21 protein-coding genes and 2 pseudogenes are annotated in these 23,239 nt (G+C 61.3%); 14 read left to right on the forward strand and 9 right to left on the reverse strand.

All coding sequences use genetic code 11. The features are described from left to right. Positions 1-252 precede the first annotated feature (252 nt). A pseudogene (locus ACVWNW_RS01440) lies at positions 253-1,417 on the reverse strand (IS1249 family transposase). Between the two features lie 316 nt (positions 1,418-1,733). On the opposite strand from ACVWNW_RS01440, the gene ACVWNW_RS01445 reads away from it, so the two are divergent. Continuing rightward, complete coding sequence (locus ACVWNW_RS01445; protein ID WP_045925197.1) at positions 1,734-2,246, forward strand: hypothetical protein; 513 nt, start codon at positions 1,734-1,736, stop codon at positions 2,244-2,246. Positions 2,247-2,268: 22 nt separating this feature from the next. Continuing rightward, a complete protein-coding gene (locus ACVWNW_RS01450; RefSeq protein WP_015022033.1) occupies positions 2,269-2,715 on the forward strand; it encodes a hypothetical protein in 447 nt (148 codons plus the stop codon). A 135-nt stretch (positions 2,716-2,850) separates the two neighbouring features. Here ACVWNW_RS01450 and ACVWNW_RS01455 read toward each other — a convergent pair whose 3' ends face one another. The 7 genes and pseudogenes from ACVWNW_RS01455 to ACVWNW_RS01485 form a co-directional block, all read right to left on the reverse strand. Beyond that, positions 2,851-3,411, reverse strand: a complete 561-nt coding sequence (locus ACVWNW_RS01455) for a hypothetical protein (RefSeq protein ID WP_015022034.1) — start codon at positions 3,409-3,411, stop codon at positions 2,851-2,853. A gap of 373 nt (positions 3,412-3,784) precedes the next feature. Next, complete coding sequence (locus tag ACVWNW_RS01460) at positions 3,785-4,132, reverse strand: hypothetical protein (protein ID WP_015022035.1); 348 nt, start codon at positions 4,130-4,132, stop codon at positions 3,785-3,787. A gap of 24 nt (positions 4,133-4,156) precedes the next feature. Further along, positions 4,157-4,420 carry a hypothetical protein gene (locus ACVWNW_RS01465; RefSeq protein WP_141650026.1) on the reverse strand — a complete coding sequence of 88 codons (264 nt, stop codon included), beginning with the start codon at positions 4,418-4,420 and terminating at the stop codon, positions 4,157-4,159. Between the two features lie 183 nt (positions 4,421-4,603). Continuing rightward, the gene (locus ACVWNW_RS01470) at positions 4,604-6,034 is read right to left on the reverse strand and encodes a ParB/RepB/Spo0J family partition protein (protein ID WP_015022037.1); all 1,431 of its coding nucleotides are present in this window, start codon (positions 6,032-6,034) and stop codon (positions 4,604-4,606) included. A 699-nt stretch (positions 6,035-6,733) separates the two neighbouring features. Beyond that, positions 6,734-7,898: pseudogene (locus ACVWNW_RS01475) on the reverse strand (IS1249 family transposase). Positions 7,899-8,142: 244 nt separating this feature from the next. Continuing rightward, positions 8,143-8,346 (reverse strand): cold-shock protein, encoded by a 204-nt coding sequence (locus ACVWNW_RS01480; protein ID WP_015022108.1) that lies wholly within the window; start codon positions 8,344-8,346, stop codon positions 8,143-8,145. 168 nt (positions 8,347-8,514) lie between these two features. Continuing rightward, complete coding sequence (locus ACVWNW_RS01485; RefSeq protein WP_110425493.1) at positions 8,515-9,159, reverse strand: LytR C-terminal domain-containing protein; 645 nt, start codon at positions 9,157-9,159, stop codon at positions 8,515-8,517. Between the two features lie 150 nt (positions 9,160-9,309). Between ACVWNW_RS01485 and ACVWNW_RS01490 the strand changes: the two genes are divergently transcribed. The 12 genes from ACVWNW_RS01490 to ACVWNW_RS01545 all read left to right on the forward strand — a co-directional run bounded on the left by ACVWNW_RS01490 (position 9,310) and on the right by ACVWNW_RS01545 (position 21,711). After that, positions 9,310-10,098: a uracil-DNA glycosylase gene (locus tag ACVWNW_RS01490; protein ID WP_232348590.1), complete on the forward strand. Its 789-nt coding sequence runs from the start codon at positions 9,310-9,312 to the stop codon at positions 10,096-10,098. A gap of 36 nt (positions 10,099-10,134) precedes the next feature. Next, entirely contained in the window at positions 10,135-11,199 is a 1,065-nt protein-coding gene (locus tag ACVWNW_RS01495; protein ID WP_454482603.1) for an AAA family ATPase, read from the forward strand. Continuing rightward, complete coding sequence (locus tag ACVWNW_RS01500; protein ID WP_454482605.1) at positions 11,196-12,128, forward strand: DUF58 domain-containing protein; 933 nt, start codon at positions 11,196-11,198, stop codon at positions 12,126-12,128. The genes ACVWNW_RS01495 and ACVWNW_RS01500 overlap by 4 nt, the downstream gene beginning before the upstream one ends. Further along, positions 12,125-12,658, forward strand: a complete 534-nt coding sequence (locus tag ACVWNW_RS01505) for a hypothetical protein (protein WP_461196301.1) — start codon at positions 12,125-12,127, stop codon at positions 12,656-12,658. The genes ACVWNW_RS01500 and ACVWNW_RS01505 overlap by 4 nt, the downstream gene beginning before the upstream one ends. Further along, positions 12,655-13,731: a vWA domain-containing protein gene (locus ACVWNW_RS01510; protein ID WP_454482609.1), complete on the forward strand. Its 1,077-nt coding sequence runs from the start codon at positions 12,655-12,657 to the stop codon at positions 13,729-13,731. The genes ACVWNW_RS01505 and ACVWNW_RS01510 overlap by 4 nt, the downstream gene beginning before the upstream one ends. Further along, complete coding sequence (locus ACVWNW_RS01515; protein ID WP_454482611.1) at positions 13,728-14,756, forward strand: vWA domain-containing protein; 1,029 nt, start codon at positions 13,728-13,730, stop codon at positions 14,754-14,756. Before ACVWNW_RS01510 ends, ACVWNW_RS01515 begins: the two co-directional genes overlap by 4 nt. Further along, on the forward strand, positions 14,753-15,304 hold the full coding sequence (locus ACVWNW_RS01520) for a DUF6466 family protein (protein ID WP_454482613.1): 552 nt from the start codon (positions 14,753-14,755) through the stop codon (positions 15,302-15,304). The genes ACVWNW_RS01515 and ACVWNW_RS01520 overlap by 4 nt, the downstream gene beginning before the upstream one ends. 207 nt (positions 15,305-15,511) lie before the next feature. Further along, on the forward strand, positions 15,512-15,838 hold the full coding sequence (locus ACVWNW_RS01525; RefSeq protein ID WP_261252267.1) for a hypothetical protein: 327 nt from the start codon (positions 15,512-15,514) through the stop codon (positions 15,836-15,838). Further along, entirely contained in the window at positions 15,835-17,262 is a 1,428-nt protein-coding gene (locus ACVWNW_RS01530; protein ID WP_454482615.1) for an esterase/lipase family protein, read from the forward strand. Before ACVWNW_RS01525 ends, ACVWNW_RS01530 begins: the two co-directional genes overlap by 4 nt. 72 nt (positions 17,263-17,334) lie before the next feature. Then, entirely contained in the window at positions 17,335-18,780 is a 1,446-nt protein-coding gene (gene purB, locus ACVWNW_RS01535) for an adenylosuccinate lyase (RefSeq protein ID WP_454482617.1), read from the forward strand. Between the two features lie 2 nt (positions 18,781-18,782). Next, on the forward strand, positions 18,783-21,254 hold the full coding sequence (locus ACVWNW_RS01540; RefSeq protein WP_454482619.1) for a lysylphosphatidylglycerol synthase transmembrane domain-containing protein: 2,472 nt from the start codon (positions 18,783-18,785) through the stop codon (positions 21,252-21,254). 169 nt (positions 21,255-21,423) lie between these two features. Then, complete coding sequence (locus ACVWNW_RS01545; protein ID WP_454482620.1) at positions 21,424-21,711, forward strand: HU family DNA-binding protein; 288 nt, start codon at positions 21,424-21,426, stop codon at positions 21,709-21,711. A gap of 98 nt (positions 21,712-21,809) precedes the next feature. Here the strand turns inward: ACVWNW_RS01545 and ACVWNW_RS01550 are convergent, their stop codons facing one another. Further along, on the reverse strand, positions 21,810-23,237 hold the full coding sequence (locus tag ACVWNW_RS01550) for a proteasome accessory factor PafA2 family protein (RefSeq protein WP_454482622.1): 1,428 nt from the start codon (positions 23,235-23,237) through the stop codon (positions 21,810-21,812). Positions 23,238-23,239 lie beyond the last annotated feature (2 nt).

The raw sequence follows: 23,239 nt of genomic DNA on the forward strand, positions 1-23,239 counted from the left end.
AAGTTATTGTAAAGTACGATTCGTATGCGCTAAGGGCATACCTAATTTAGGGGAAGGAGGGGAACATGAACAACTCATTGCAAAATCTGCAGGAAGCAGAGACTCCGCACATGGAGACTTTCAGTAACTCACAGTTTAGTCTTATTTGTGCGTGCCAAAACAGCAACTGGAGCATTATCTGCAGTTGATTGAGGCCTATAGGAACTAAACGCGTTGTTTTAGGTTCTGTGTGTGGGTTTGGTTGTGTGTTGGTCAGAGTGTGGTGTTGGGGTATCTGACTGGTGTGTGGAACTCGTTCCAGTTGATGGCGGTGCCGTAGTGTTCGGGCTCGTCCTGTTCCTGTCTGGTTTCCCGTTTGGGTGCTGGTTGTGGCTGGTGGTGTTCGTCCCTGATCAGGCTGGCGGGGTCGGGGTTGTCGGTTTTCATGTAGCAGTGCCATTCGCAGGCGCGTCTCATGTGGCTCTCGGGTAGGCCGTGGTGTTGCAGGAGGGTGCGTTTGATGGGTGGGTTGACTCCTCCTTCCAGCCGGTTGGTGGTGCGTTCCACTGGCCCGCCGGCGGTGAGTTCGGGTTCCGGGAAGGCGAAGGGCTGCCTGTCTTGGAAGAGGTGTTCGAGCCTGCGGTAGCAGCGGCGGAGTTCCTGGTGGGTCCACCACCAGGATTGGTGGCTGGCTTTGGGGTTGGCTGGGTCGTCCTTGGCCATGGTGCGTTCGTCGATGAGGGTTTTCCATCTTTCGTGCCAGGCGTTCAAGGCCTCACCCCAACGCACCGCTTCCTCGATGGTATGGACCCGGGTGAGCTGGTCGGAGAGTCGCTTGAGTTCCTTGCCGGCCTGAAGTCGTGGTTTGAGTGTCGGGTCGGTTTTGGTGTTGCGTTGCACGTGCACCAGGCGGCGTCGGATGCGCGTGCCCGGCCAGCAAGGCATGGCAGGCTTTCTGCACGCCGCGAAGGCCGTCGGTGATGAGCACGTCGGGCCCGGGGATGCGGGAGGACAGGGCCGTGTAGGCCGCCGTGTTCTCCTGATGGCACCACTGCCGGTCGATGACCTGGCCCGTCTGCCCGTCGATCGCTATCAGGAGGCACCAGCCGTGTGCCATATACGTGCCGTCGGCCATGAGCGTGTGATGGACCACCCCGTCCGGTGTGATTGCCGGCTTGATGTTCCAGCACCAGCCGACCCGTTTACGCCAGGCCCTGGCGCCCATGGCCCCCATCTGTTCCTGGGTCCTGCCCGTCAGCGGCCAGTCCGGGAACTCCCTCAACTGCGCGGCGCGGGCCCGGTCCTGCCTGCGCGCGGTGGACGCGATCGAGCAGGACGGACACATCCGGCGCTGCGTGCCTGATCTGTTGCGCCCATGCTTGCGCATCCGCCCATGGCATATGGGGCAATGCCTGGCCCTCTTCGATCTGGTTCTCATTCCCCAATCGAACAGGAACGGGCACCCCAGCAAGACCCCTATTAACAACCCGACCTATTAACAACCACCCAACACGCTTACAGCCACAAGGCCAAACCCCCAACATAAACAACGCGTTTAGTTCCTATAGCCCTATGATGGTGTAACGGTGGTGCTACTGTCACCGTTGATGTAATAACTCAAGAATGATAGTTAGGCCTATCTATCAGTGCAGTATTCCAGTTTTAGCTGGGTTGTCAGAGGTGCCATGGCTGACACCGCTGACTTCGTTATTGGTTATCAAGGATGAATTGACTCAACAAACGGAAAGGGGCTTATGATGAAAGCTCTGAACACTATCAAAAGTAGGTTGCTCGCCAGCGTTGCTGTTCCACTTGCGCTGTCTATGGGAGTCGCCATGGTTCCCAGTCAGGCGATGGCTGCAGAGCCTGTGGATACCGCTTCGACATCTATCGTGAGTCAAGTCACCGATTCGCTGACTCCGAGGGATGTGCTGGAGATAGCGGATACCGCATGGGAAAACGGTGATTATGAAGGTGCTGGCATCCTGACCGAGTATGCATTCTCGATGCATGATGGCACTGCCGGTAATGGCTTCCAATCGAGGAATTGGGCTACGACGATCGCCAAGAAAGCTGTCATTAAGCTTCTGCGCTGGGGAGGTTCCAAGCTTCCTGCCAAGATTGCTCCGTGGGCCGGTCGGATTGCAGACTTCCTGGAAGCCACCGGCGTCTGGACTCATGCCGCTATCGTCTCAGGTTTGATGCAGCTGGGCATCCCTTACGATATTGCTGAATACACGGCGACATGGGTTGATTTGTTCCTCTGATTCATGGAGAGAGGGGTGAGCGATGAGTGACCGTGGACGATCAGACCATGTAACGGTTTCGGATGCGATTACCGGTGTTGGTTTTTTCGGAACTGTGTTGTTGGGTTTTGTCTTTCCTTTTGCGGTCGGCATTGGTGTCACTTATCGCTTGCTCCCTTTCGGTGGCGTTCGTTCCTGGGTGCATGGGTGGCGTGGGGTTTTGGGTACCATCGTTATCTTTCTGTTGTGGTTCTTTGGTACCTACATAACTGATGCGTTGGTGGATGTGTTGTTTAGCATGAGCAGTCACAAGGTCTTGAAGAAGCTTGTTAGCGAAGTTGTGAGTTTTGTGTTTCTCATGGGGTTGATGGCCTTGGCCTTCAGCAGGTGGGAAGCCATGGCGCTCTCATCTTTGATAACTGAGGTTCTCACCATTCTCATCTCCCTACTCGTCATTCATGCCGTTGATGCTGCAGACAAGCATGATTAATCTAAACAACGATCATTCCTAGGGAATGAAGCGGATTCGAGTGCCCCTTTTATGGGGCGGGAGAAACGCATCGGACGCGGAGAGGTCTCCTCCTTGGTTTGGGAGGAGACCTCTTCGGTTTGGTTGTGTGTGGTGTTAGTCGTCGGTGGGGTTGATGTTCTTACTGAGGGCCAGGGCGATGAGCGCTGCGAGGTTGTTGGTTCGGTCGAGGGTGAGGGCTTGGACCATGTATGAGCTGGCTTGGTCGGGGTCGCGGGCGGCCCAGGCCAGGTAGGCTCTGGAGGCGCTGAGGTGTGGGGTGGGGCCGACGGCGGCGGTGAGCTGGTCGAAGAGGTTGTAGGCTCTGTCGGCGCGTTCCTGGTTGACGGGGGTCCGGCCTTCGAAGCAGGTGGTGAGGCTGGTGAAGATGAGTTTGACGGCGGCGGGGTCGTGGGGTTGTTCGGTGATGGTGGTCAGGTCGTCTCGGGTGGTGTCGGGGTTGATGGCGGCGACCAGGAGCGCGTCGCGGTGCGGCAGTGAGGTTTCTATCAGCGCGGCCATGCGGGTGAGCCGGTCGTGTCCTATGGCTTCGGGCTGGTGGGTGCCGTCGAGTATGCGCATGATGCTGTCGAGGGCCTGTCGGCCTGCGGTGAGCATGAGTTGGGGGTCCTGGCTCAGTTGCTTGACGTCGTCCTGGAGGCTGGTTGTGGTGTTCATGGGTGTTCCTTTCCTTGGTGCCGGGACTGTTTGTGCCGACGCCTGGAATGGCGGCCCGGGTATAGCGGAGAGTCAAGCCCCCGCGTGGATCCGAACACTCCCCCGGAGGCCGAGGGGGCATGCTGTTCGGCCCCCTCGGCCGGAGCGGGGTGTGGGCGGAGACGCTCGGGGCTTGAGTCGCAGCGGCCCGGGCCAGAATGGAAGGGGGCGGCACAAACACCACATTCCCAACCCCTTCAGCAGCACGCCGCAGGCGTGCGACAGCGGCGGCCAGACATCAAGGCGCAGCCGCCGATGACCACAACCCCGGCCGAGCCGAGCATGGAAAAAGGGACCCCGTTGAGGGGTCCCTTGATGATGTTGCCCTGATGGGTCAGGCCATCTGGCTTCGGAGTCCTGGGTAGTGGTGTGCCAGGTATTCGGCGGTGGCTTGGCGGATCAGTGCCGATAGGTTGGTGCCTTCTGTTTTGACGGCGGCTTCGGCCCATTGGTCCAGGGCCGGGGTGGTGCGTACCTGCCAGGTTTTGCTGGTGGGTTGTTTGAGTTCGTCGCGGGGGCGGCCGGCGAAGATGGAGAGCAGGTCGTCGTCGGTCAGGGGGCCGGCGTCGTAGCCCCGGTATACCCGGGTGCCTTCGATGGGTGTGAATTGGCCGGCGTCGGCCATGCGGTCGAGTGCTTCGGCGTGTGCTGCCCTGTCGGCGGGTGTCTGTGTGTTGGTCATGGTCTGGCTCCTTGTTGGTTGTGTCTATTGGTATCTGAGATGTTGCCACCGGCTGGTCAGCGGCATGGCGTGGAAGGCGTGGAGCTGGCCGTCCTGCCATTTGCTGACGATGACTTCGAGCAGGTTGTCGGGTAGGGCCCCGGGGTGTGGCTGGCCGACGAAGACCACCGTCATCTCGTCGCCGTAGCCCTCGATTTGTTCGTGGCCTATGGAGTGGAGGACCGCGTGCCTGATTTCGTCGTCGGCGCAGCCGTGCTTGCGGGCTGATTGCTCTATCTCGATCTCCATGACCATGAGTGTAGTACAAATTGCACATACAAACCAGTCGTGCGTTCCTCGCGTTGCGGTCTGGCTGTCCGAACGCGGGGCGTTCGACGATGCCGATTCCACCCCGTGGGGTGGCGCGAGGCATCGCTGCGCCGCCGCCGGCAGCCGGCCCCGCTTGGTGGCGGGGCCGGCTGCGGGGTTCATTCACTCTTTGGTGTCCTCCTCCTGGTCGCCGTCGTCTGTTTCATCTTCGTTCCCTTCGTTGTCTTCCTCTTCAGGTCGGGGCACCAGGTCGCCGTCGAGACCGGATTGCTCTTCGTCGCTGATGGCGTAGCCTGCGGTTTGGAGGGCACGGTAGAGGGGTTTGAGCAGGCCGTCTATGTCGTCTTGGCTGCGCCAGGTCTCGTGGTTGATCTGTGTCTCCATGATGGCGTGGCACAGGGCGAAGGCCGTCTGGGTGCGGCGACTCTCGTCAAGGTCGGCCTTTTGCGCCAGCTCGGCTTCCTGGTCCTGGACGATGGCGCGCCATGTGTCCCGCACCTGGTCCCGGCTGACCCACCAGGTGCGTTGGCTCGCTTGGGCGATGACCAGCATGGACAGGGCCTGGGACTGGTTTTTGGCGGGGCGTTTGAGGGACATGAGCCGTTGCGTGTAGGCCAGCCGCAGGTCGTGGCTTGCCGTGTCCAGTTGCTTGGCCGGTGCGATTTCGGCTTCTTGTTCGGCTTGCCACCTGGCCAGGTCATCCTCTCTTTGCCGGCGTTCGTCCTCCTGGTCCTGTTGGGTGTATGGCTCCAGCAGGGTGATTTTGACGCGCCACTGTCCGCCACGGTCGAGCAGTCCGGCGGCCGTGGGTTTGTCGCCTTCCCATTCCTCCAGCCATGTGTCGAGGGCCTGCTTGGGGTCGGGGTCGGTATCCGGGGAGAATCGGGCGATGGTGCGCCAACCTTCCGGGTCAGACCAGGATTGTGATGGTGTCAGCGGCACGATGGGCAGCCCGGCCTGCTTGATGGCTTCCTGGGCCTGTTCGATCCACTTGTCCAGCGACCGTTTGGCCTGGACCTGGTGCAGTGTCATGTTCCAGTTGTTGGTGCCTGCGGCTTTGATGAGCTGGTCTTGCAGGCCTTCGTCGTCGCGGAAGTCGGCTATCGTCTCCAATTCCTCGAAGCTCAGCTGGGATGGCAGCGCGAGTATTTTCTCGTCGTCGATGGACGATATTTTGAGCCGTCGCTGCACGGTGCTGCGGCTGCGGCCAGTGGCTTTGGCCATCTGGTCCACGTCTTCGCCAAGGTCCAGGAGGTGGGCGTATCCGCGTGCCTCGTCCAGGGCGGTGAGCTGGTCACGGTGTATGTTCTCTACCAGCATCACCTCCGCCTGGGTCTGCTCGTCCATGTCGGTGATGATACAGGGCACGGTTGCAAGGCCGGCCTGCTCGGCGGCCGCCAGCCGCCGGTGTCCGATGACCAGGGTGTGCCGCCCCTCCTGGTTCGCCGGTGTGACGACCAGGGCCTGCTGTATGCCTTGGGACGCGATGCTCATGGCCAGCTCCGACACGTCTCCTATCTCGCTTCGGGGGTTGGCGTCGTTGGGCCTGATGGCGTCGATGGGCAGCATGGTCACTGTGGTTGTGGTGTTCATGGGTGTTCCTTTCCTTGGTGCCGGGACTGTTTGTGCCGACGCCTGGAATGGCGGCCCGGGTATAGCGGAGAGTCAAGCCCCCGCGTGGATCCGAACACTCCCCCGGAGGCCGAGGGGGCATGCTGTTCGGCCCCCTCGGCCGGAGCGGGGTGTGGGCGGAGACGCTCGGGGCTTGAGTCGCAGCGGCCCGGGCCAGAATGGAAGGGGGCGGCACAAACACCACATTCCCAACCCCTTCAGCAGCACGCCGCAGGCGTGCGACAGCGGCGGCCAGACATCAAGGCGCAGCCGCCGATGACCACAACCCCGGCCGAGCCGACCAGTTTTATGTTTGCCGATTGAAGGGTGATCTGCAGTAGCTCATGATAGAAGAAAGACCATCCGATAAGAAATGTGTTTATATTGTGAAGCTTTATCTTGATGAAGCTTTCTAACTGATATCCCGAGTATATTAAAGCTTGTTAGAAGCCGCCATTGCCTCTATCATATTTATATGATATGCACACTAGGGCGGCACTTTTTTATCTAAAGGGGTGTAACTGAGATGGACACCGCTCGTATTCCTTACCCTTCGCATCCTTATCAGAGCTCAGCCAATCTAGCCTCTATGCTGATACAGAACGGTCTCTCCGGCATCAGGGGCTATAGGAACTAAACGCGTTGTTTTAGGTTCTGTGTGTGGGTTTGGTTGTGTGTTGGTCAGAGTGTGGTGTTGGGGTATCTGACTGGTGTGTGGAACTCGTTCCAGTTGATGGCGGTGCCGTAGTGTTCGGGCTCGTCCTGTTCCTGTCTGGTTTCCCGTTTGGGTGCTGGTTGTGGCTGGTGGTGTTCGTCCCTGATCAGGCTGGCGGGGTCGGGGTTGTCGGTTTTCATGTAGCAGTGCCATTCGCAGGCGCGTCTCATGTGGCTCTCGGGTAGGCCGTGGTGTTGCAGGAGGGTGCGTTTGATGGGTGGGTTGACTCCTCCTTCCAGCCGGTTGGTGGTGCGTTCCACTGGCCCGCCGGCGGTGAGTTCGGGTTCCGGGAAGGCGAAGGGCTGCCTGTCTTGGAAGAGGTGTTCGAGCCTGCGGTAGCAGCGGCGGAGTTCCTGGTGGGTCCACCACCAGGATTGGTGGCTGGCTTTGGGGTTGGCTGGGTCGTCCTTGGCCATGGTGCGTTCGTCGATGAGGGTTTTCCATCTTTCGTGCCAGGCGTTCAAGGCCTCACCCCAACGCACCGCTTCCTCGATGGTATGGACCCGGGTGAGCTGGTCGGAGAGTCGCTTGAGTTCCTTGCCGGCCTGAAGTCGTGGTTTGAGTGTCAGGTCGGTTTTGGTGTTGCGTTGCACGTGCACCAGGCGGCGTCGGATGCGCGTGCCCGGCCAGCAAGGCATGGCAGGCTTTCTGCACGCCGCGAAGGCCGTCGGTGATGAGCACGTCGGGCCCGGGGATGCGGGAGGACAGGGCCGTGTAGGCCGCCGTGTTCTCCTGATGGCACCACTGCCGGTCGATGACCTGGCCCGTCTGCCCGTCGATCGCTATCAGGAGGCACCAGCCGTGTGCCATATACGTGCCGTCGGCCATGAGCGTGTGATGGACCACCCCGTCCGGTGTGATTGCCGGCTTGATGTTCCAGCACCAGCCGACCCGTTTACGCCAGGCCCTGGCGCCCATGGCCCCCATCTGTTCCTGGGTCCTGCCCGTCAGCGGCCAGTCCGGGAACTCCCTCAACTGCGCGGCGCGGGCCCGGTCCTGCCTGCGCGCGGTGGACGCGATCGAGCAGGACGGACACATCCGGCGCTGCGTGCCTGATCTGTTGCGCCCATGCTTGCGCATCCGCCCATGGCATATGGGGCAATGCCTGGCCCTCTTCGATCTGGTTCTCATTCCCCAATCGAACAGGAACGGGCACCCCAGCAAGACCCCTATTAACAACCCGACCTATTAACAACCACCCAACACGCTTACAGCCACAAGGCCAAACCCCCAACATAAACAACGCGTTTAGTTCCTATAGCCCGACAATTCGCACCCTGCACAATCTTGGCTCAGTGTCTGGGTATGGGCTGAGGAGCCATAAAAAGGACCCCGGAATGACCCGGGGTCCCCATGACGAATACAGAAGAGACAATCAGAGCTTGGTGACCTTGGTTGCCTGCAGGCCCTTGGGGCCCTGCTCCACCTGATATTCGACCTTATCTCCCTCATCAAGGGTCTTGAAACCATCGGACTGAATGGCTGAGTAGTGCACGAACACGTCCTCGCCGCCATCGTCAGGATTGATGAATCCGTAACCCTTGCCAGCGCTGAAGAATTTCACAGTGCCTTGTGCCATAACTAACTTCCTTAACATAGGTGCCGCGTCACAACAGATACGAGACTGACCGCATCTGCCTGGTCGGCAAGGTCAGTTTAGGCCTATTTATGAGGCAATTGCAAAACGCCGAGCCGAAATTCTGAATGTTTTTCCATCATATTTGCTCCGCCATCCAGCTGACCGAACTCACTGCATGAGGATGGCTTCGACCGGAGTGGAAGCCACGGAGGACTGTTCCACCTGAGTGATACCCAGCAGGTTGGCCACCTCTTGGGCAGTGGCCTTATCGGCCTCGTCACGGTAGCGAACCGTGCTCACGCCAGGCAGTGCATCTTGCGGGTTGGATGCCGTGACCGCAGTGTAACCGGCATTGACCAGAACCTGGCGCTTCTTGCCGGCATACCCGTTGACCCTGGTTCCGTTGATGACAGTGACCTGCGTGCCCCGGTTGACCACGGGAGCCGGGCTGCTGCTGGAAGCGCTCGCTGAAGGCGACTGGGAGGAAGGCTCGGAAGTTTGTTCTTGGGAGGCTTGATCAGTAGCGGTCGCACTGCTTGAAGCAGAAGAAGATGCTGAACGCTTCGGCAGATGGCTGCTGATGACCCGGGAGGCTTCGGTATGCGTCTGCTGCCAGGGCAGGGAGCCGCTGACCGCAGCCCATACGCCCAGACCGCACAGCACCGCCAAGACAACCACCAGCAGGTAGGGCAAAGCCCTCACCGACAGGGAACGAGGCCCGCGATGCACGCCGACTGGCCCCTTGGGAGGGTTGTCGAACGCATCATGAACCTGAGGGCGCGCCTGCGTCCCATTGTCGCGCGTGCTAGCCATGAACTCTCCTCTGCTCCACCGGATCCTGAACCATTATAAGTAATGCGTCGTCGGGTCAACATTCAACTGACCATTCGACGTCCTCCGCCAACCCTGAAATGGCCGAAGCAGTCATGACCGGCCCATATCGCCAAGCGATATAGTGACCTTATGAACAGCAGCCAGCCTATTGCCGCAACCTCCCCTGAGCCGACGAACCGAACCGGTACCAACCCTTCGACCATAGCAGGAGGCCAGGGCCGGCCCCACCGCAAACCTCTGAGCGCCCTGGTGGATCCCGGCTGGGCCCGTGCTCTGGCACCTGTCGAACCCAACATTCACCGAATGGGTGACTTCCTCAGATCCGAGCTGGCCCAGGGCCACCGCTATCTGCCTGCCAGCAAGAACATCCTGCGCGCCTTTACCATCCCCTTCGACTCCATCAAGGTCCTCATCGTGGGCCAGGACCCATATCCGACCCCCGGGCATCCGGTGGGACTGAGCTTCTGCGTGGACCCTGCGGTCAGCCCCATCCCCGGCTCCCTGCGCAATATCTACGCCGAGCTGAGCTCCGACCTGGGCCTGCCCACGCCTTCCAATGGCGATCTGACGCCTTGGACCAGGCGAGGGGTCATGCTGCTCAACCGCTGCCTGACTGTACGGGTTGGCAAGCCGGCCAGCCACCGGAACAAGGGCTGGGAGGAGATCACCGATGCAGCCATCCGCGCCTTGAACGACAGACGCGACCAGGAGGGCAAGGTCCGGCCCCTGGTGGCCATTCTTTGGGGACGGCAGGCCCAGAGCCTAGAGCCCCTGCTGACCAACGCAGCCATCATCAAATCCCCGCATCCCAGCCCCCTATCGGCCCGGTACGGCTTCTTTGGATCCCGTCCATTCTCTAAGGCCAACCAAGCACTGGAGGCCATGGGCGCCCAGCCGGTGGACTGGTCCCTGACCTGAGCACTGCTGGCTGAGTCGTCAGGAAATGCCGTTACCATGTCTGCTATGCCATTATTCCCACCTCGACCCAGTCAGTCCCCATCTGTTCAGCCCGGTAAAGACCGACAGGTTCCGCCAATCAGCCAGGATGACCTGCAACGTTGCCGTCAGTTGGCCGACCGGATCCGGACCCGCTTTTCAAGGACTCTGGTAGGTCAGGAGAACCTGCGCGAGGCCCTGATCCTGACGCTGGTGGCCTCTGGACACATCCTGATCGAATCCGTGCCCGGCCTGGCCAAGACCACTGCCGCCCAGACCCTGGCCACCTCGGTCTCCGGCAGCTTCAAACGGATCCAGTGCACACCCGACCTGATGCCCTCGGATCTGGTAGGCACCCAGGTCTACGACTTCTCCACACAGCGCTTCTCCACACAGCTGGGACCAATTCACGCCAACTTCGTCCTTTTGGACGAGATCAACCGCTCCAACGCCAAGACCCAGTCGGCCATGCTTGAGGCCATGGCCGAGGGCGCGACCACCATCGGCGGCGAACGCGTAGCCCTGCCCCAGCCCTTCATGGTGATCGCCACTCAGAACCCCATCGAAGAAGAGGGCACATACAACCTGCCCGAAGCCCAGATGGACCGGTTCATGCTCAAGGCAGTCATGACCTATCCCGATGCCGACCAGGAGACGCGAATGCTGCAGATGCTGACCACCCGTGGCACCGACATGCCCGGCAAGGACGATCGGGATGCACTGACCATCGCCGATGTGGACTTCCTGAGGCAGAAGGCCCGGCAGGTTCACGTGGCAAAGCCCATCATGCGATATGCGGTCGATCTGGCAGCCACCAGCAGGGGTGCAGGTTCGCGGCCCATCCAAGGGCTGGCCGAGCAGGTGAGACTGGGGGCCAGTCCACGCGCCTCCATCGCCCTAGTGCGCATCGGCCAGGCCAGAGCCCTGCTGACAGGCAGGGATTACGTCATTCCCGAGGATCTGAAAGACTGGGCCCATTCGGTGCTCCGCCACCGGATCCTCCTGACCTTTGAGGCCCAGGCCGACGGCATCAGCAGCGACGATATCATCGACCAGATCGTCGACAGGGTGCCAGTGCCATGAGCCGCCGCCGCCCGTATCGCGACCCGGTCCGCAGACGGATCGAGTCCTTGGACACCAGTCTGCGGCTGCCCACAGTACGCAGGGCCTTGGGCCTGTTAGAGGGCGAGCACTCCTCTGGCCGTCGCGGCGGCGGAGATGAGCGTGCCGACTTACGCGCCTATGAATTCGGAGACGAAACCCGCATGATCGACTGGCACGCCAGCGCACGGTTGGGTCGCCCCATGGTGGTGGAGCGCGAGCGCCTGGTCACGAGCAAGGTCTGGTTGCTGCTGGATGTCGGCCGAGAGATGTCTGGAACATGCCCTGACGGGGAGCAGGCCATCCAGGTGGCCGCCAATGCCCTGTGCATGTTCGCCTCCCTCTGCCTGCGCCGCAGCGATGAGGTGGACCTGGTCCTGGTCGATTCATCCGCTATCCGCCGCATACCCTGCCGGGGCGGCTTCGCTCGATTCGAGCAGACCCTGGACCGAGCTCTGGAGTCACCGCTGGATCAGCCGCGCAACCTTGAAGCCCTGCTGGGCTACGCCGCTGGCATCCAGGACCGGCAGGCCATGCTGGTCATCGCCACCGATCAGTCGGCATTGAACGTTGACCTGATGCCGAACATCCGCCAGTTGGCCACTACACACCCCTTGAATCTCATCGGAGTGGAGACCATGAATCCTCTGCGCCAGCAGCCCGCTATGGACTCGGTAACGGATGCACCAAGCGGAAGGCAGATTCCGGCCTTCCTGCGCACTGCGAACGGGACACGGGCTGTGGACCTGCACAGGCGCTACCAGATCGAGGCCTTTGGAAGGGAATTGTCCAGAATCGGAACCTCGCTGATCCGGGCCGACTCCAGTACAACCATGTTCAACAGGTTCATCCACCTGCTTTCAGCCGGCCGGCCGGGCATCCCCATGCAGCGGACGGTGATGGCGGCATGAATGCTGTCGTCCTGATCCCTCTTACGTCCAGTCATGTCCGAATCAGGGTCATGCCTACCATGACCCAGCCCACCTGGCTGCTGGCCCTGACGGCGACCGCCGTCATACTGGCCTTGGCCCTGATCGCAACGGCCCTTCTCCTGCCCAAGTACCGTCGTCAGCGGGGGGAACATACGGTCCAAGCGAGCTTCGACTCCCGGAATGCGTGGCGTCAGCGGATCGATCAAGTGGTGGCCCAGTACGACAGTGGCCGTCTGGACCGCGACCAAGCCATGACGGCACTGGCCACCATCGCTCGTGGATTCGCCTCCCGCTCCTGGAACAACGATATGAAAACCAAGACTCTAGCTGAAATCAAGGCTCAGCCCCGCACGCCGAGTACCCGGCAGGGCCTTGACCTGCTTCGGCAGACCATAGATGCCCTTTACCCGCCTGAATTTGCCCTCCCCCGGGACAGCGCGGGAACCGACGCCACGGTGAATCAGGCAGCCGACTGGGTACGGGATCTGATCGAACGGTGGCCTCGATGAGCATAGGCAATTTGTCTTGGAGGTGGCCCTGGCTGCCGGTTCTGGCCTTGATCCTGGCCCTGGCGTTCAGCCTGCTGGCTTACCGTATGGCGCGTCATGGCAAGCCAGATCAGGAACCGGAAGCTCGGGTCTGGACCTTGAACAGCGACCTGGACACCGAGGAGGGCCATGAGGCCCTTCGGCGCTGGCGGCGATTGAACCGTTGCGCTGCGGTCCTGCTCTCTTTGGCCCTGCTGATGGCTCTGAGCCTTGCTGCAAGGCCCGCCCGGGTCGATCGAACCTTGGAGCAAGGCCATAACCGCGATATTGTTCTATGCCTGGACGTGTCCGGGTCCACCCTGCCCTACGACCGGCAGGTTATCGCCTCCTACCTTGATTTGGTCCGCAACTTCCGGGGCGAACGCATGGCTCTGAGCATATTCAACTCCACCTCAAGCACCGTCTTCCCTCTGACCGACGACTATGACATGATCACAGCCGAATTGAGCAAGGCGCGGTGGATCCTGGACGGGGTGCAGTCCCAGGACCGCATCGATGCCATGAGCGGACGACAGTACCAGGACATCAGCGACTGGCTGGAGGGTACGCAGAACCGCCGGGACACCACATCCCTGATTGGTGACGGACTGGTGGGCTGCGCCGCGCTCCTGCCGCAATTCGCACCTAGGGACCAGATCAGACCGGCAAAGGCCGACCAACGGTCGAGCTCCCTGGTACTGGCCACCGATAACGTGGTCTCCGGCAAACCCACATACACCCTAGAGGAGGCGCTCAAGCTGACCTCGGCCGCAGGAATCGCGGTGGACGGTCTCTATTCGGGACCGGACCAGGGCACCAAGGATGAAAGCACCCGGCAGATGCAGCGGCTGATCGAAGCGCAGGGCGGCATCTTCCTGCGACGGCAGGATGGCAACTCCATCAACGCGCTTGTCCGCCAGATTGAGCACCGACACGGAGCCGACCCACGTCAACAAGAGCAGTCCAGCCTGGTGGATGCACCCGGCTGGTGGACCTTGGTCCTGGCCCTAGCACTATCGGGATATCTGCTCCTGGCCTGGAGGCTGAAGCGATGAATATACTCAAGTCCCTGACCTTTGAGCCTGCCTTGGGCTGGGTGGCCGGCGGCCTTCTGGCGGGCCTGCTGTTGCTCCTGGCCATCGCGCTGGTCATCCATGGACTGCGCAAGGGGCAGGATACTGACGCCGATCGCTGGGCCCTGACCCGGCGCACCGCCATGGTCCTGATCCTGGCCCTCATGGTCCTGACCCCCAGCACGGTCAGCAAGACCACTAATAAAGCCATCAACGCCACTGATGTTTTCATTGCGGTTGACGTAACCGGATCCATGGCGGTCAAGGATGCTGGATATGGCAACCAGGGAGGAATGAGCCGACTGGATGCGGCCCGGGCAGCTGTCCACGAACTGACACACACCTACCCCGATGCCTCTTTCTCGGCCCTAAGCTTCGGCGCTTCGGCCAGCGTTGATCTGCCCCTGACACCTGACGTTCGGGCTGTGGACAACTGGGCCAGGGGGCTGGCTACAGAGCCCACATCCCGATCCTCCGGCTCCAGCCTCGATGCTCCGCTGGATCGCCTGAGCCTGGTCTTGAAACAGACCAAGGACCGGCATCCGGACGACCGAATTCTGCTCTACCTGATCAGCGACGGCGAACAGACCGGATCTGATGAACGACGATCCTTCAGCGTCCTCAGGGAAGGTCTGGACGATGCCTTTGTGCTGGGAACCGGCTCGACCAAGGGTGGCATGGTGCCCTTGAGCTCCGATGTCGGCGGAAGCGATGCCGACGGCTGGGTGACGGACCCAAAGACCGGCCAGCCGGGCATCTCCGTCATGGATCCGAAAACCCTCAAGGCCATGGCCGACGAGATGAGCGGCCACTATCAGGCCTTGACCAAGGGGACGACCTTGCGTGAGGGGAGTACGGCTGCAGCTTCCAAGCGCTACCGGGTGACCAAGGTCGACCAGGTCCGCCAGCATGTCACCCCGCTGGTCTGGCCGCTGGCACTGGTGGAGCTGGTCCTGATCCTGATTGAGGCGGGGCTCTGGATTCGCACTTCGAGGAGACTGTTATGAGCAGGAAGTCCCAGCAAGACGCAAGGAGCGGCCGCCGCCTGCGAGTGCGCCTGATTTTGGGTGGCTTGGCCTTGGTTGCAGCCCTGGCCGGAGCCTGGGGCCTGATCAACGTCAAAGCCATCGCCACCTATAACGAGGGCACGCGCACGCTGAGCACCAACGTTCGACAGGTCCAAAACCCCCAGGCCGATCCAGCATCCATCAAGGCTTTGCAGGACCAGGCCGAGCATCTCTTTGCCGAGGTCGAACGGCCTGGACCCCTGATTCTGCCACAGACCAGACATGCTGCCGAGGCCAACCGAGCTGCCAACGCTGCGCTGACCAGCCGCACGGAGCGTCTGTTCAAGAAGCAGAAAGCCGATAAGGCCCGGGACAGACGGAACGGATCCAACAAGAGCTCCTCCTCAGGGCTGACCAAGCAGCAGGAGGCCGAGGTGGAGGATCTGCTCAGGCGCAACCAGCAGCAGAACGAACCGTCTTCCTCCCCCACGCCCTCAGGCCAGGCGAGCAACAATAAGGGTCAGGGGAAGAACATCAAACCCTGGTGACCAGCCGCACACAGCCTTTCAGGTGAGTCATTCCGACGCCTCCTTTCCAGCAAATCGATCCTCATGCAGACGAACATCTCCAAGCCATCTGAGCGACAGAATCAAGAATCAGCAGTAAATCCGTCCACAGCCAGATGATCGGACCTCATTCGACCACATGGTCCTACGGGGATCATTTCAGAATGATTGCCATGTTGTAGTAGAGGCATGTATAGGTCATCCTCATCACTGCCCGCCCTGAGCCCCTTCCTGGAACAACCCTCCTACCTGGCTGATCCGGACTCAGCTGGATCCTGCCCCTGTCATGCACGGGCAGCCCGCTGTCGGACCTTGCTGTCCGACATGGTACGGCAGTCGCGAGCCACTCTGGTCCATCTGAGTGAATTAGCCGACCAGGCTCTGAGGGTCGACTGGCAAGGGCGGGCCGCTGAAGCCTATCGGACCCAGGTGCGGGCCATGGATGCCCTCTGCCAGGATCAGCGTGTCCAGGCAGGGCGCACCTTGGGCCTGATCGATCAAGAGAGCCGGCCATGAAGCGGACGATCACCGCCGCCCCCGACAACCACGGCTATACACGCACCGAGCTGGACCATCTGACCGGCATGGCGGATCGGCTCAACCAGGCAGGTGGTGCCCTGGCCACCATGCAATCCCAATGGGTTCTGACCAATCAGGCCATCCGCAGAACCATGCCGGAGCTGCCAGCCCTTCCTTGCGCACAGGCTTCAGTGCCGCCGCCGGGTCACGCCCATCTGCCCCTGGATCTGATAGTGTCCTTCTGCAATGACCAGGCCCAAGCCTACGAAGATCTGCGCACCCAGCTCCAATTTGTGGCCGACCGGCTGATCAAGGCCTACGGTCTGTATTCGCAGGCTGAATCATTCATGGACAGGCTGATGAATTCCCTGATGTCCAAAGCCCTGACCGTCTTTCGGCCTATTGCCCCATTCATGCTTGGATCTATCGGTTTGGGCCTGGGAGTAGCCAAACTGACCGATCACCTGGATGCATCGCAATTCCAGGAATTCCTGGAAACTACGGCCAGCATCCAACAGCCCCTGCTGACCGCCGTCGCATCCGGCCCGTCCTCGGACCATCATGATCCCATTGGCGGATTGGTTACCGGCCCCAGCCTACTGATGCCTTTGATACTTGCTCATTTCCAGGGTGACCGAGTCGCGATGGATCCTGTTCATCCGCAAGGCAAAGGATTGGTCGAGGCCCATGACATCGCCGGTGCTCTGCACAATCTGGAAACCCTGGGATCCTGCCGGGACGGCATTCCTTACGCCACAGTCGCGGTACAGCGCTATCGAGAGGCCGACGGCAAAGACCACTGGCTGGTCTACATACCCGGCACCAGCTCCCATCTGGACTCCCCCATCGGCTGGGCCCAGAACATCCAGCTCATGAGCGATAAAGCTTCAGTGCGCGACAGGGCGGCCTCCCTGCGTCTGGTGGACCAGGCCATGCAGGATGCAGGGGTGCGCCCGCACGATCCCGTCAGCCTGGTGGGCCATTCCCAGGGTGGCATCGTGGCCGCCACTATAGCCTCAGATCTTTCGGACCGCTACCACTTCGATCACATCGTGACCGTCGGATCACCCATCGCCCATCGCCAGATAGGGTCAGAGACCTGGGTCACCAGCGTGGAGATGCGTGAAGAGCTGGTCTCCAACCTTGATGGAGCCGACAACCCCTCCCGACCCAACCAGCTGACAGTCAGGGGAAGAGCGGGCGGACCTCCCCCTCCAGGCGGCAACCAAACTGGCCGGACAGTGACCACTGCCGGACCCGGCAAGGAATCCACCCACGGCATGGCCTACCAGCAGGCGGCCTGGGCCGATGCCCTGGATCAGAATTCACCAGCAGTACAACGTCAGGACGACCATTTCGCCCATGCCATCGAGGGCGATCTGCAGGAGACTCGCTACTACCGAGGCAGGCTGCGGCAATGAGCGGGACACGCGCGCCACCAGGAGTACCCATGCCGGTTCCTGCTGGTTGACCCGGTCGTCTAGGCTGGAGGCATGAACCTGAGCCGAATCACTCCAGTCATCCCCCTCAATCCCTTGGATGGACGTTACCGCAGACAAACCGCCGATCTGGTGGAATATCTGAGCGAACCTGCCTTGAACCGCGAGCGCATGCGGGTCGAGGTCGAATGGATGATCATGCTGGCCAACGGCTACCAGGGCAACGGCCAGCATCCGGTTTTACCGGGCGTAGAGCCTCTGACCGAGGCAGAACAGGGCTACCTACGAGCCATACCCGAGGATTTCGATGCCGACGGCATCGCCGAACTGGCGGGCATCGAAGCCCAGACCCACCACGATGTCAAAGCTGTGGAATATTACATCGATCGCCGTCTGGAGGCTGCAGACACAGCACTTGGCTCCGAGACCCAACTTCCGAGGCTGACACCCCTTGTCCATTTCGCCTGCACCAGCGAGGACATCAACAACCTGGCCTATGCCCGCTGCATCCGAGGCGGGATCGAACAAGTCTGGCTCCCCAAGGCCACCCGGATCGAGGACCATCTGGCGGCCATGGCTGAGAAATACCGGGATTTGCCCATGCTCGCCCTGACCCACGGCCAGCCGGCCACACCCACCACCCTCGGCAAGGAGATGGCGGTCTACGTCCACCGGCTTCACCGGCAGTTGGACCGGATCCGCAATCAGGACTACATGGGCAAGATGAATGGCGCCACTGGAACCTTTGGCGCCCATCTGGCCGCCCTGCCGCAGGTGGATTGGATCGATCTGACTCGGACTTTCATCGTGGAACGAATGGACCTGGTCTGGAACCCACTGACCACCCAGATAGAGTCCCACGACTGGCAGGCCGAGCTCTTCAGCAACATTGCTCACCTGGGCCGGATCCTGCACAACCTGGCTGTAGATGTCTGGATGTATATCTCCCGCGGCGTCTTCGCCCAGGAACCCGTCAAAGGCGCGACAGGGTCCAGCACCATGCCCCACAAGGTCAACCCCATACGCTTCGAAAACGCCGAAGCCAATCTGGAGATCTCAGGAGCCCTGCTGGACACCCTGGCCACCACCCTGACCGAAACCCGCTGGCAGCGGGACCTGACCGACTCCACCACCCAGCGCAACATCGGTTCGGCCCTGGGCTACAGCCTGCTGGCTCTGGACAACCTGGACGGCGGTCTGCAGACCATCCACCCGGACAAGACCCTGATGGCCCGCGAGCTGGACGGCAACTGGGAAGTCCTGGGCGAGCCCATACAGACGGCCATGCGGGCCGCTGGACTGGCTGGACGCTCGGGCATGGATCATCCCTATGAGCAGGTCAAGGAGCTGATGCGTGGCAAGAAAATCGGCCGGGAGGATGTCGAGCACTTCATCGATGGCTTGGACCTCGATCAGGACACGGCCAGTCGGCTCAAGGCCCTGACCCCGGCAACCTACACCGGCGTAGCCGGAACCTTGGTGGACTTCGATCGCGACTGACCATGACCCCGTCCCAGTCGACCATCACTCCCGAGGACACCGACCCCACTGACCCTGTTCAGGCAGATCAGGTCGTCATCCGGGATACACCGCCCCAACGGGTCCATGACGCTGAGGACCTGCTTCGAGCCCTGGCAGCTCTGATCCTGGGAATTCTTGTCACCCTGGCAGCCATCTACTTGAAAGGCATAGCCGCAGGGGTCGAGTCCGACATGCGCCAGGCCGGCAATGCCATGGACTGGCTCATGGACGTACCCACCGCCTTCCTGCAGCAGGCAGTCACGGTGACCGTGGTCCTGGCCGTGCTTATCCACCTGCTGGTCAACAGGGAGTGGGTCCAGGCCATCACTGCCCCCCTGGCCATGTTCCTAGGGTTCGGGCTGGTCATGCTGACCTCCAACCTGATCCTGAAAGCGGGCAACCCCACCCTGATCGCCTCATTCAGCTCCCAGAACGCCATAGGATCGCCCGTTCTGCTGCCTGACTTCTATGCCGGTCTGGCAGCCTTCCTGAGTGCAGCAGGACCCCGTCGCCTGCGCAGCTCGGTCAAATGGGGATGGAACGCTCTATACGTCGTGGCCGTCATCATGGTCGCCATATCCTCCAATTCGGCCAGCGGAGTCCTGGTCTCGCTAATTCTGGGACGGATCATGGGCATGGTCATCCGATACCTGGCGGGCACGCAGAACAAGGGCGCCTGGGGGCAGGGAGTGGTACAGGCCATAGCCTCCATCGGCATCCATGCCACCAGCCTGGAACGTCAGGATCCCAGCCTGGATGCCGATGGCCAGCCCCTGCCCGCCCTCGACGACGACCTTATCGAAGCCTCCCGCATCTACAGAGCCCAAGACAGGGATGGCCGCACCTACACGGTGTCGGTCATGGACGGCCAGCTGCACACCATGGGCTATCTGATGCAGCTATGGCAGTGGATCAAGCTGTCCGGAGTCTCCATGCGCCGGGACAGGTCGGTCAGAAACTCCATGCAACACCACATGGCTATGCTGGCTGAATTGCGAGACCTGCAGCTGACTGCCCTGCACCCTTATGGCCTGGCTGAGAGCGCGGAATCCTCAATCCTGGTCCTGGAGGATGATGTCCACCTTCGGCCCTTGGAACCCGGGAGCTTGGACACAGACAGGGCCGAGCAGCTGATGGACTACCTTCGCCTGGCCAACGAGCGCGGCTTTACACACCGCCGCATACGCCCGGAGACTCTGGCCATGGACCAGTCAGGCTCCATGGTCATCGCCGGCTGGGAGAACGGCGACAGCGCCAGCTCACAGGCCAACATCGCCCTGGACCGGATCCAGCTTCTGACCTTGATTGCCACGCTGATCGGCGTAGATCAAGCCATCGAGGCGGCCCGTGCCTCCTGGGGGGTCAAGACCCTGGTGAGCCTGTCGCCCTTCTGTCAGATGGTGGCCATTCCCTCACAGACCCAGGCCCTGCCCGGCTGGGATCGACAGATTCTGACTGACCTGCGCAAACAGTTGCAGGCCCTGGCTCCTCCTGAGTCGGTGGCGGAGACCGGTCAGGTGACCCTCTCTCGTTTCAGCCTGCGCAGCTTCGTAGCCCTGGCCCTGTTGGTAGTAGCGGTGGCGGTCATCGTCACCCAGTTCAACCTGCCCCAGGTCATCAGTGCCGTCCGCAACGCCAACCCTTGGATGGCCGGGCTGTCCTTCCTGCTGGGGTCGCTGTCCTGGGTGGGCTGTGCCATCACTCTGGGAGTCTTCATCGACCCTGCCAAGCGCGACTTCAGAGGCATCTTCCTGTCCCAGGTCGCCTCCTCGTTCACCTCGGTCTCCATGCCCGCCGGGGTAGGACCGGCCTTCGTCAATTTGCAGTTCCTGCGGCGGGACGGTTATGACAACACCATGGCCACAGCCATCATGAGCGCTGTGGTGGCCGTCCAGTTCGCAACCACCTTCTGCCTGCTGATCGTCATCGGCCTCTTTACCGGCCGCAACACCCTATCCGGTATGATCCCCACCAACACCCTGGTCATCGTCATCGGAACGGTAGCCATCATCGCAGCCCTGATCATGGCCGTTCCTTACACGAGGCGGCTGGTCATGGAGCGGCTGATGCCCATCGTGGCCTCCTACGCCCGCCACCTTGTAGAGATTCTGACTCAGCCCAGGCAGCTTGTGGTGGCCGTGCTTGGGGCCGTGCTGCAGTCAGCCGCCCTGGGCATGAGTTTCTGGGCCGCCCTGATGGCCTTCGGTTGCAGGACCAACGTTTTCGAGACCACCTTCGTCTTCCTCCTGGCCAACACGCTAGGCTCGGCTGTCCCCACCCCTGGTGGCCTGGGAGCCATAGAGGCGGTGCTGTTCTCGGCCTTCCGTCTGGCCGGCGTTCCCTCGGGCGTGGCCATCTCGGCCACTCTGGTCTTCCGAGTGGTCACCTACTGGCTGCGCATCCCCCTGGGAGCCCTGGCCATGCGCTGGCTGAGCAGCCATAATCGCATCTGAAGAGCCCTCCGGACAGCCCTAATCTCTCGGACCTCAAAAATCGCTTGATGAAATGTCGGAAACCCCCGGAAAATGCGGTGTTTGGGCCTAATCTGCGGTAATATCAGTCATTGACCGTTGGGCTTTCCCCAAATCAAGCAATGGGAGGCCCCCGAAAGAAGGATGTTCTATGGCATACAACAAGTCTGATCTCGTTTCGAAGATTGCGCAGAAGTCCAACCTGACCAAGGCTCAGGCAGAAGCTGCTGTCAACGCCTTCCAGGATGTCTTCGTCGAGGCCATGAAGTCCGGCGAGGGTCTGAAGCTGACCGGTCTGTTCTCGGCTGAGCGTGTCAAGCGCGCCGCCCGCACCGGCCGCAACCCCCGCACCGGTGAGACCATCAAGATTCCGGCCAGCTATGGCGTGCGTATCTCTGCCGGCTCGTTGCTGAAGAAGGCCGTCACCAGCAAGAAGTGAAACCAGCCTTTCCGCAAGGGCCTTGGCATTCATCCACGGATGCCAAGGCCCTTCTTGTTATATCAGGCCTGACGAAGCCCCTCACTGCAAACATGACCTTAGGCGCGCGGCTCTACGGCACTCTTCAGGAAATCCATCAGGGAGCGGTATCGGGGTGGGCCCAGATGGTCGAAGGGGTCGGGCAGGTCCACCTCGACTCGGCGAGAACCACCCAGGACCAGGTGGCTCCAGTCGCATGACCATGTGCGTGTCCCCCGGTCCGCGGCACGGACGAAGTCGCCACGCAGACGGGCCCGGGTATCCTTTGGAGATTGATCCATGGCGCGCTCTACCTCGGAGTCGTCGACCGGCGAGCGCATGAGCCCATGCCCGACCAGGCCAGGGTAGGATCTTCCCGCGCTCAAATCGTGATAGTCCAAGTCCAGAGCCTGGGCCAGATCCCGCCCGGCGCCACGTCGACTCAGCCCCTGGAGCAGCCGCAGTTTGGCGGCCCAGTCCACCCAGTCGGCCAGGTCCTGCCAACGCCCCGCGTCCAACGCATCCAAGGCAATCCTCCAAAGTTGCAGGGCATGCAGAGCCTGGGACCGGTCGATGCCTATATCCTCCTGTTGGTCCACCAAGGCCTTGCAGGCTGACCAATAGGCCTCTTGCAGACCCAGAGCACTGATGCCGCTGGTCTTCGTCGAAGCCTCCAGCTCCAGGTTGACCCGGCCGGTCCGATCCCGGCTGACGGCTCGGACGGCTGCACCGGGATCGGCCAGGGCCCAGTCGGCCACGTCTGGCCTGCGGCCTTGACGGCAGGCTTGCTCAACCAGGTTGAGGACCAGGTGAGTGCTGGCCATCTTGAACCAGGTAGCCAGCGGCGACCGGTTGGTATCCCCTACGATCACATGCAGACGCCGCCATCGTTCAGGATCGGCCAGAGGCTCGTCACGGGTGTTGACCATAGGACGGGCACGGGTGGTGGCCGAGGATACCGCTTCATCAAGAAAGTCGGCCCGCTGGCTGAGCTGGAACCCATCGGGGCTCAGACGACCCGCCCCGGTGATCAGCTGCCGTGTGACAAGAAAAGGAACCAGACAGGCTCCAATCATGTCCAAGGGGACCCTCCGGTCCAGCAGGTAATTCTCATGGCAGCCGAAGGCATGGCCCTGGGCATCCACGTTGTTGGCAAACACATGAACCTTTACAGGCCCGCCCAGGTTCTCCGACAGGTACTTCCGGGCGCGCTCCGCAAGGTCGGTCATGATTCGTTCCCCGGCCAGCACCTGAGTCAGGGCTGTCAGTGGATCACGGGCCTCTGCCGTGGCATACTCCGGGTGGGATCCCACGTCCAGATAGAGTCGGGCACCATTGGGCAGATAGATGTTGGTTGACCCGTGCTTCTCAATCAGAGGGCGGAACATGGCCATGGCTACCCTTCCGGCAGCATATAGGCCACTGGTGCCGGTCAGGCTCAGTCCATACTCGGTCTCGATGCCGAATATCCTGCGAAAGTCCGAGTCAGTCCCCTGCCCGTCCGCCATGG

The organism is Bifidobacterium sp. JNUCC 75, assembly GCF_054819865.1.

Coding starts and splice junctions, on each gene's coding strand:
- ACVWNW_RS01445 (WP_045925197.1), top strand. CDS start 1,734: ATGATGAAAGCTCTGAACACTATCAAAAGTAGGTTGCTCGCCAGCGTT.
- ACVWNW_RS01450 (WP_015022033.1), top strand. CDS start 2,269: ATGAGTGACCGTGGACGATCAGACCATGTAACGGTTTCGGATGCGATT.
- ACVWNW_RS01455 (WP_015022034.1), bottom strand. CDS start 3,411: ATGAACACCACAACCAGCCTCCAGGACGACGTCAAGCAACTGAGCCAG.
- ACVWNW_RS01460 (WP_015022035.1), bottom strand. CDS start 4,132: ATGACCAACACACAGACACCCGCCGACAGGGCAGCACACGCCGAAGCA.
- ACVWNW_RS01465 (WP_141650026.1), bottom strand. CDS start 4,420: ATGGAGATCGAGATAGAGCAATCAGCCCGCAAGCACGGCTGCGCCGAC.
- ACVWNW_RS01470 (WP_015022037.1), bottom strand. CDS start 6,034: ATGAACACCACAACCACAGTGACCATGCTGCCCATCGACGCCATCAGG.
- ACVWNW_RS01480 (WP_015022108.1), bottom strand. CDS start 8,346: ATGGCACAAGGCACTGTGAAATTCTTCAGCGCTGGCAAGGGTTACGGA.
- ACVWNW_RS01485 (WP_110425493.1), bottom strand. CDS start 9,159: ATGGCTAGCACGCGCGACAATGGGACGCAGGCGCGCCCTCAGGTTCAT.
- ACVWNW_RS01490 (WP_232348590.1), top strand. CDS start 9,310: ATGAACAGCAGCCAGCCTATTGCCGCAACCTCCCCTGAGCCGACGAAC.
- ACVWNW_RS01495 (WP_454482603.1), top strand. CDS start 10,135: ATGTCTGCTATGCCATTATTCCCACCTCGACCCAGTCAGTCCCCATCT.
- ACVWNW_RS01500 (WP_454482605.1), top strand. CDS start 11,196: ATGAGCCGCCGCCGCCCGTATCGCGACCCGGTCCGCAGACGGATCGAG.
- ACVWNW_RS01505 (WP_461196301.1), top strand. CDS start 12,125: ATGAATGCTGTCGTCCTGATCCCTCTTACGTCCAGTCATGTCCGAATC.
- ACVWNW_RS01510 (WP_454482609.1), top strand. CDS start 12,655: ATGAGCATAGGCAATTTGTCTTGGAGGTGGCCCTGGCTGCCGGTTCTG.
- ACVWNW_RS01515 (WP_454482611.1), top strand. CDS start 13,728: ATGAATATACTCAAGTCCCTGACCTTTGAGCCTGCCTTGGGCTGGGTG.
- ACVWNW_RS01520 (WP_454482613.1), top strand. CDS start 14,753: ATGAGCAGGAAGTCCCAGCAAGACGCAAGGAGCGGCCGCCGCCTGCGA.
- ACVWNW_RS01525 (WP_261252267.1), top strand. CDS start 15,512: ATGTATAGGTCATCCTCATCACTGCCCGCCCTGAGCCCCTTCCTGGAA.
- ACVWNW_RS01530 (WP_454482615.1), top strand. CDS start 15,835: ATGAAGCGGACGATCACCGCCGCCCCCGACAACCACGGCTATACACGC.
- purB (WP_454482617.1), top strand. CDS start 17,335: ATGAACCTGAGCCGAATCACTCCAGTCATCCCCCTCAATCCCTTGGAT.
- ACVWNW_RS01540 (WP_454482619.1), top strand. CDS start 18,783: ATGACCCCGTCCCAGTCGACCATCACTCCCGAGGACACCGACCCCACT.
- ACVWNW_RS01545 (WP_454482620.1), top strand. CDS start 21,424: ATGGCATACAACAAGTCTGATCTCGTTTCGAAGATTGCGCAGAAGTCC.
- ACVWNW_RS01550 (WP_454482622.1), bottom strand. CDS start 23,237: ATGGCGGACGGGCAGGGGACTGACTCGGACTTTCGCAGGATATTCGGC.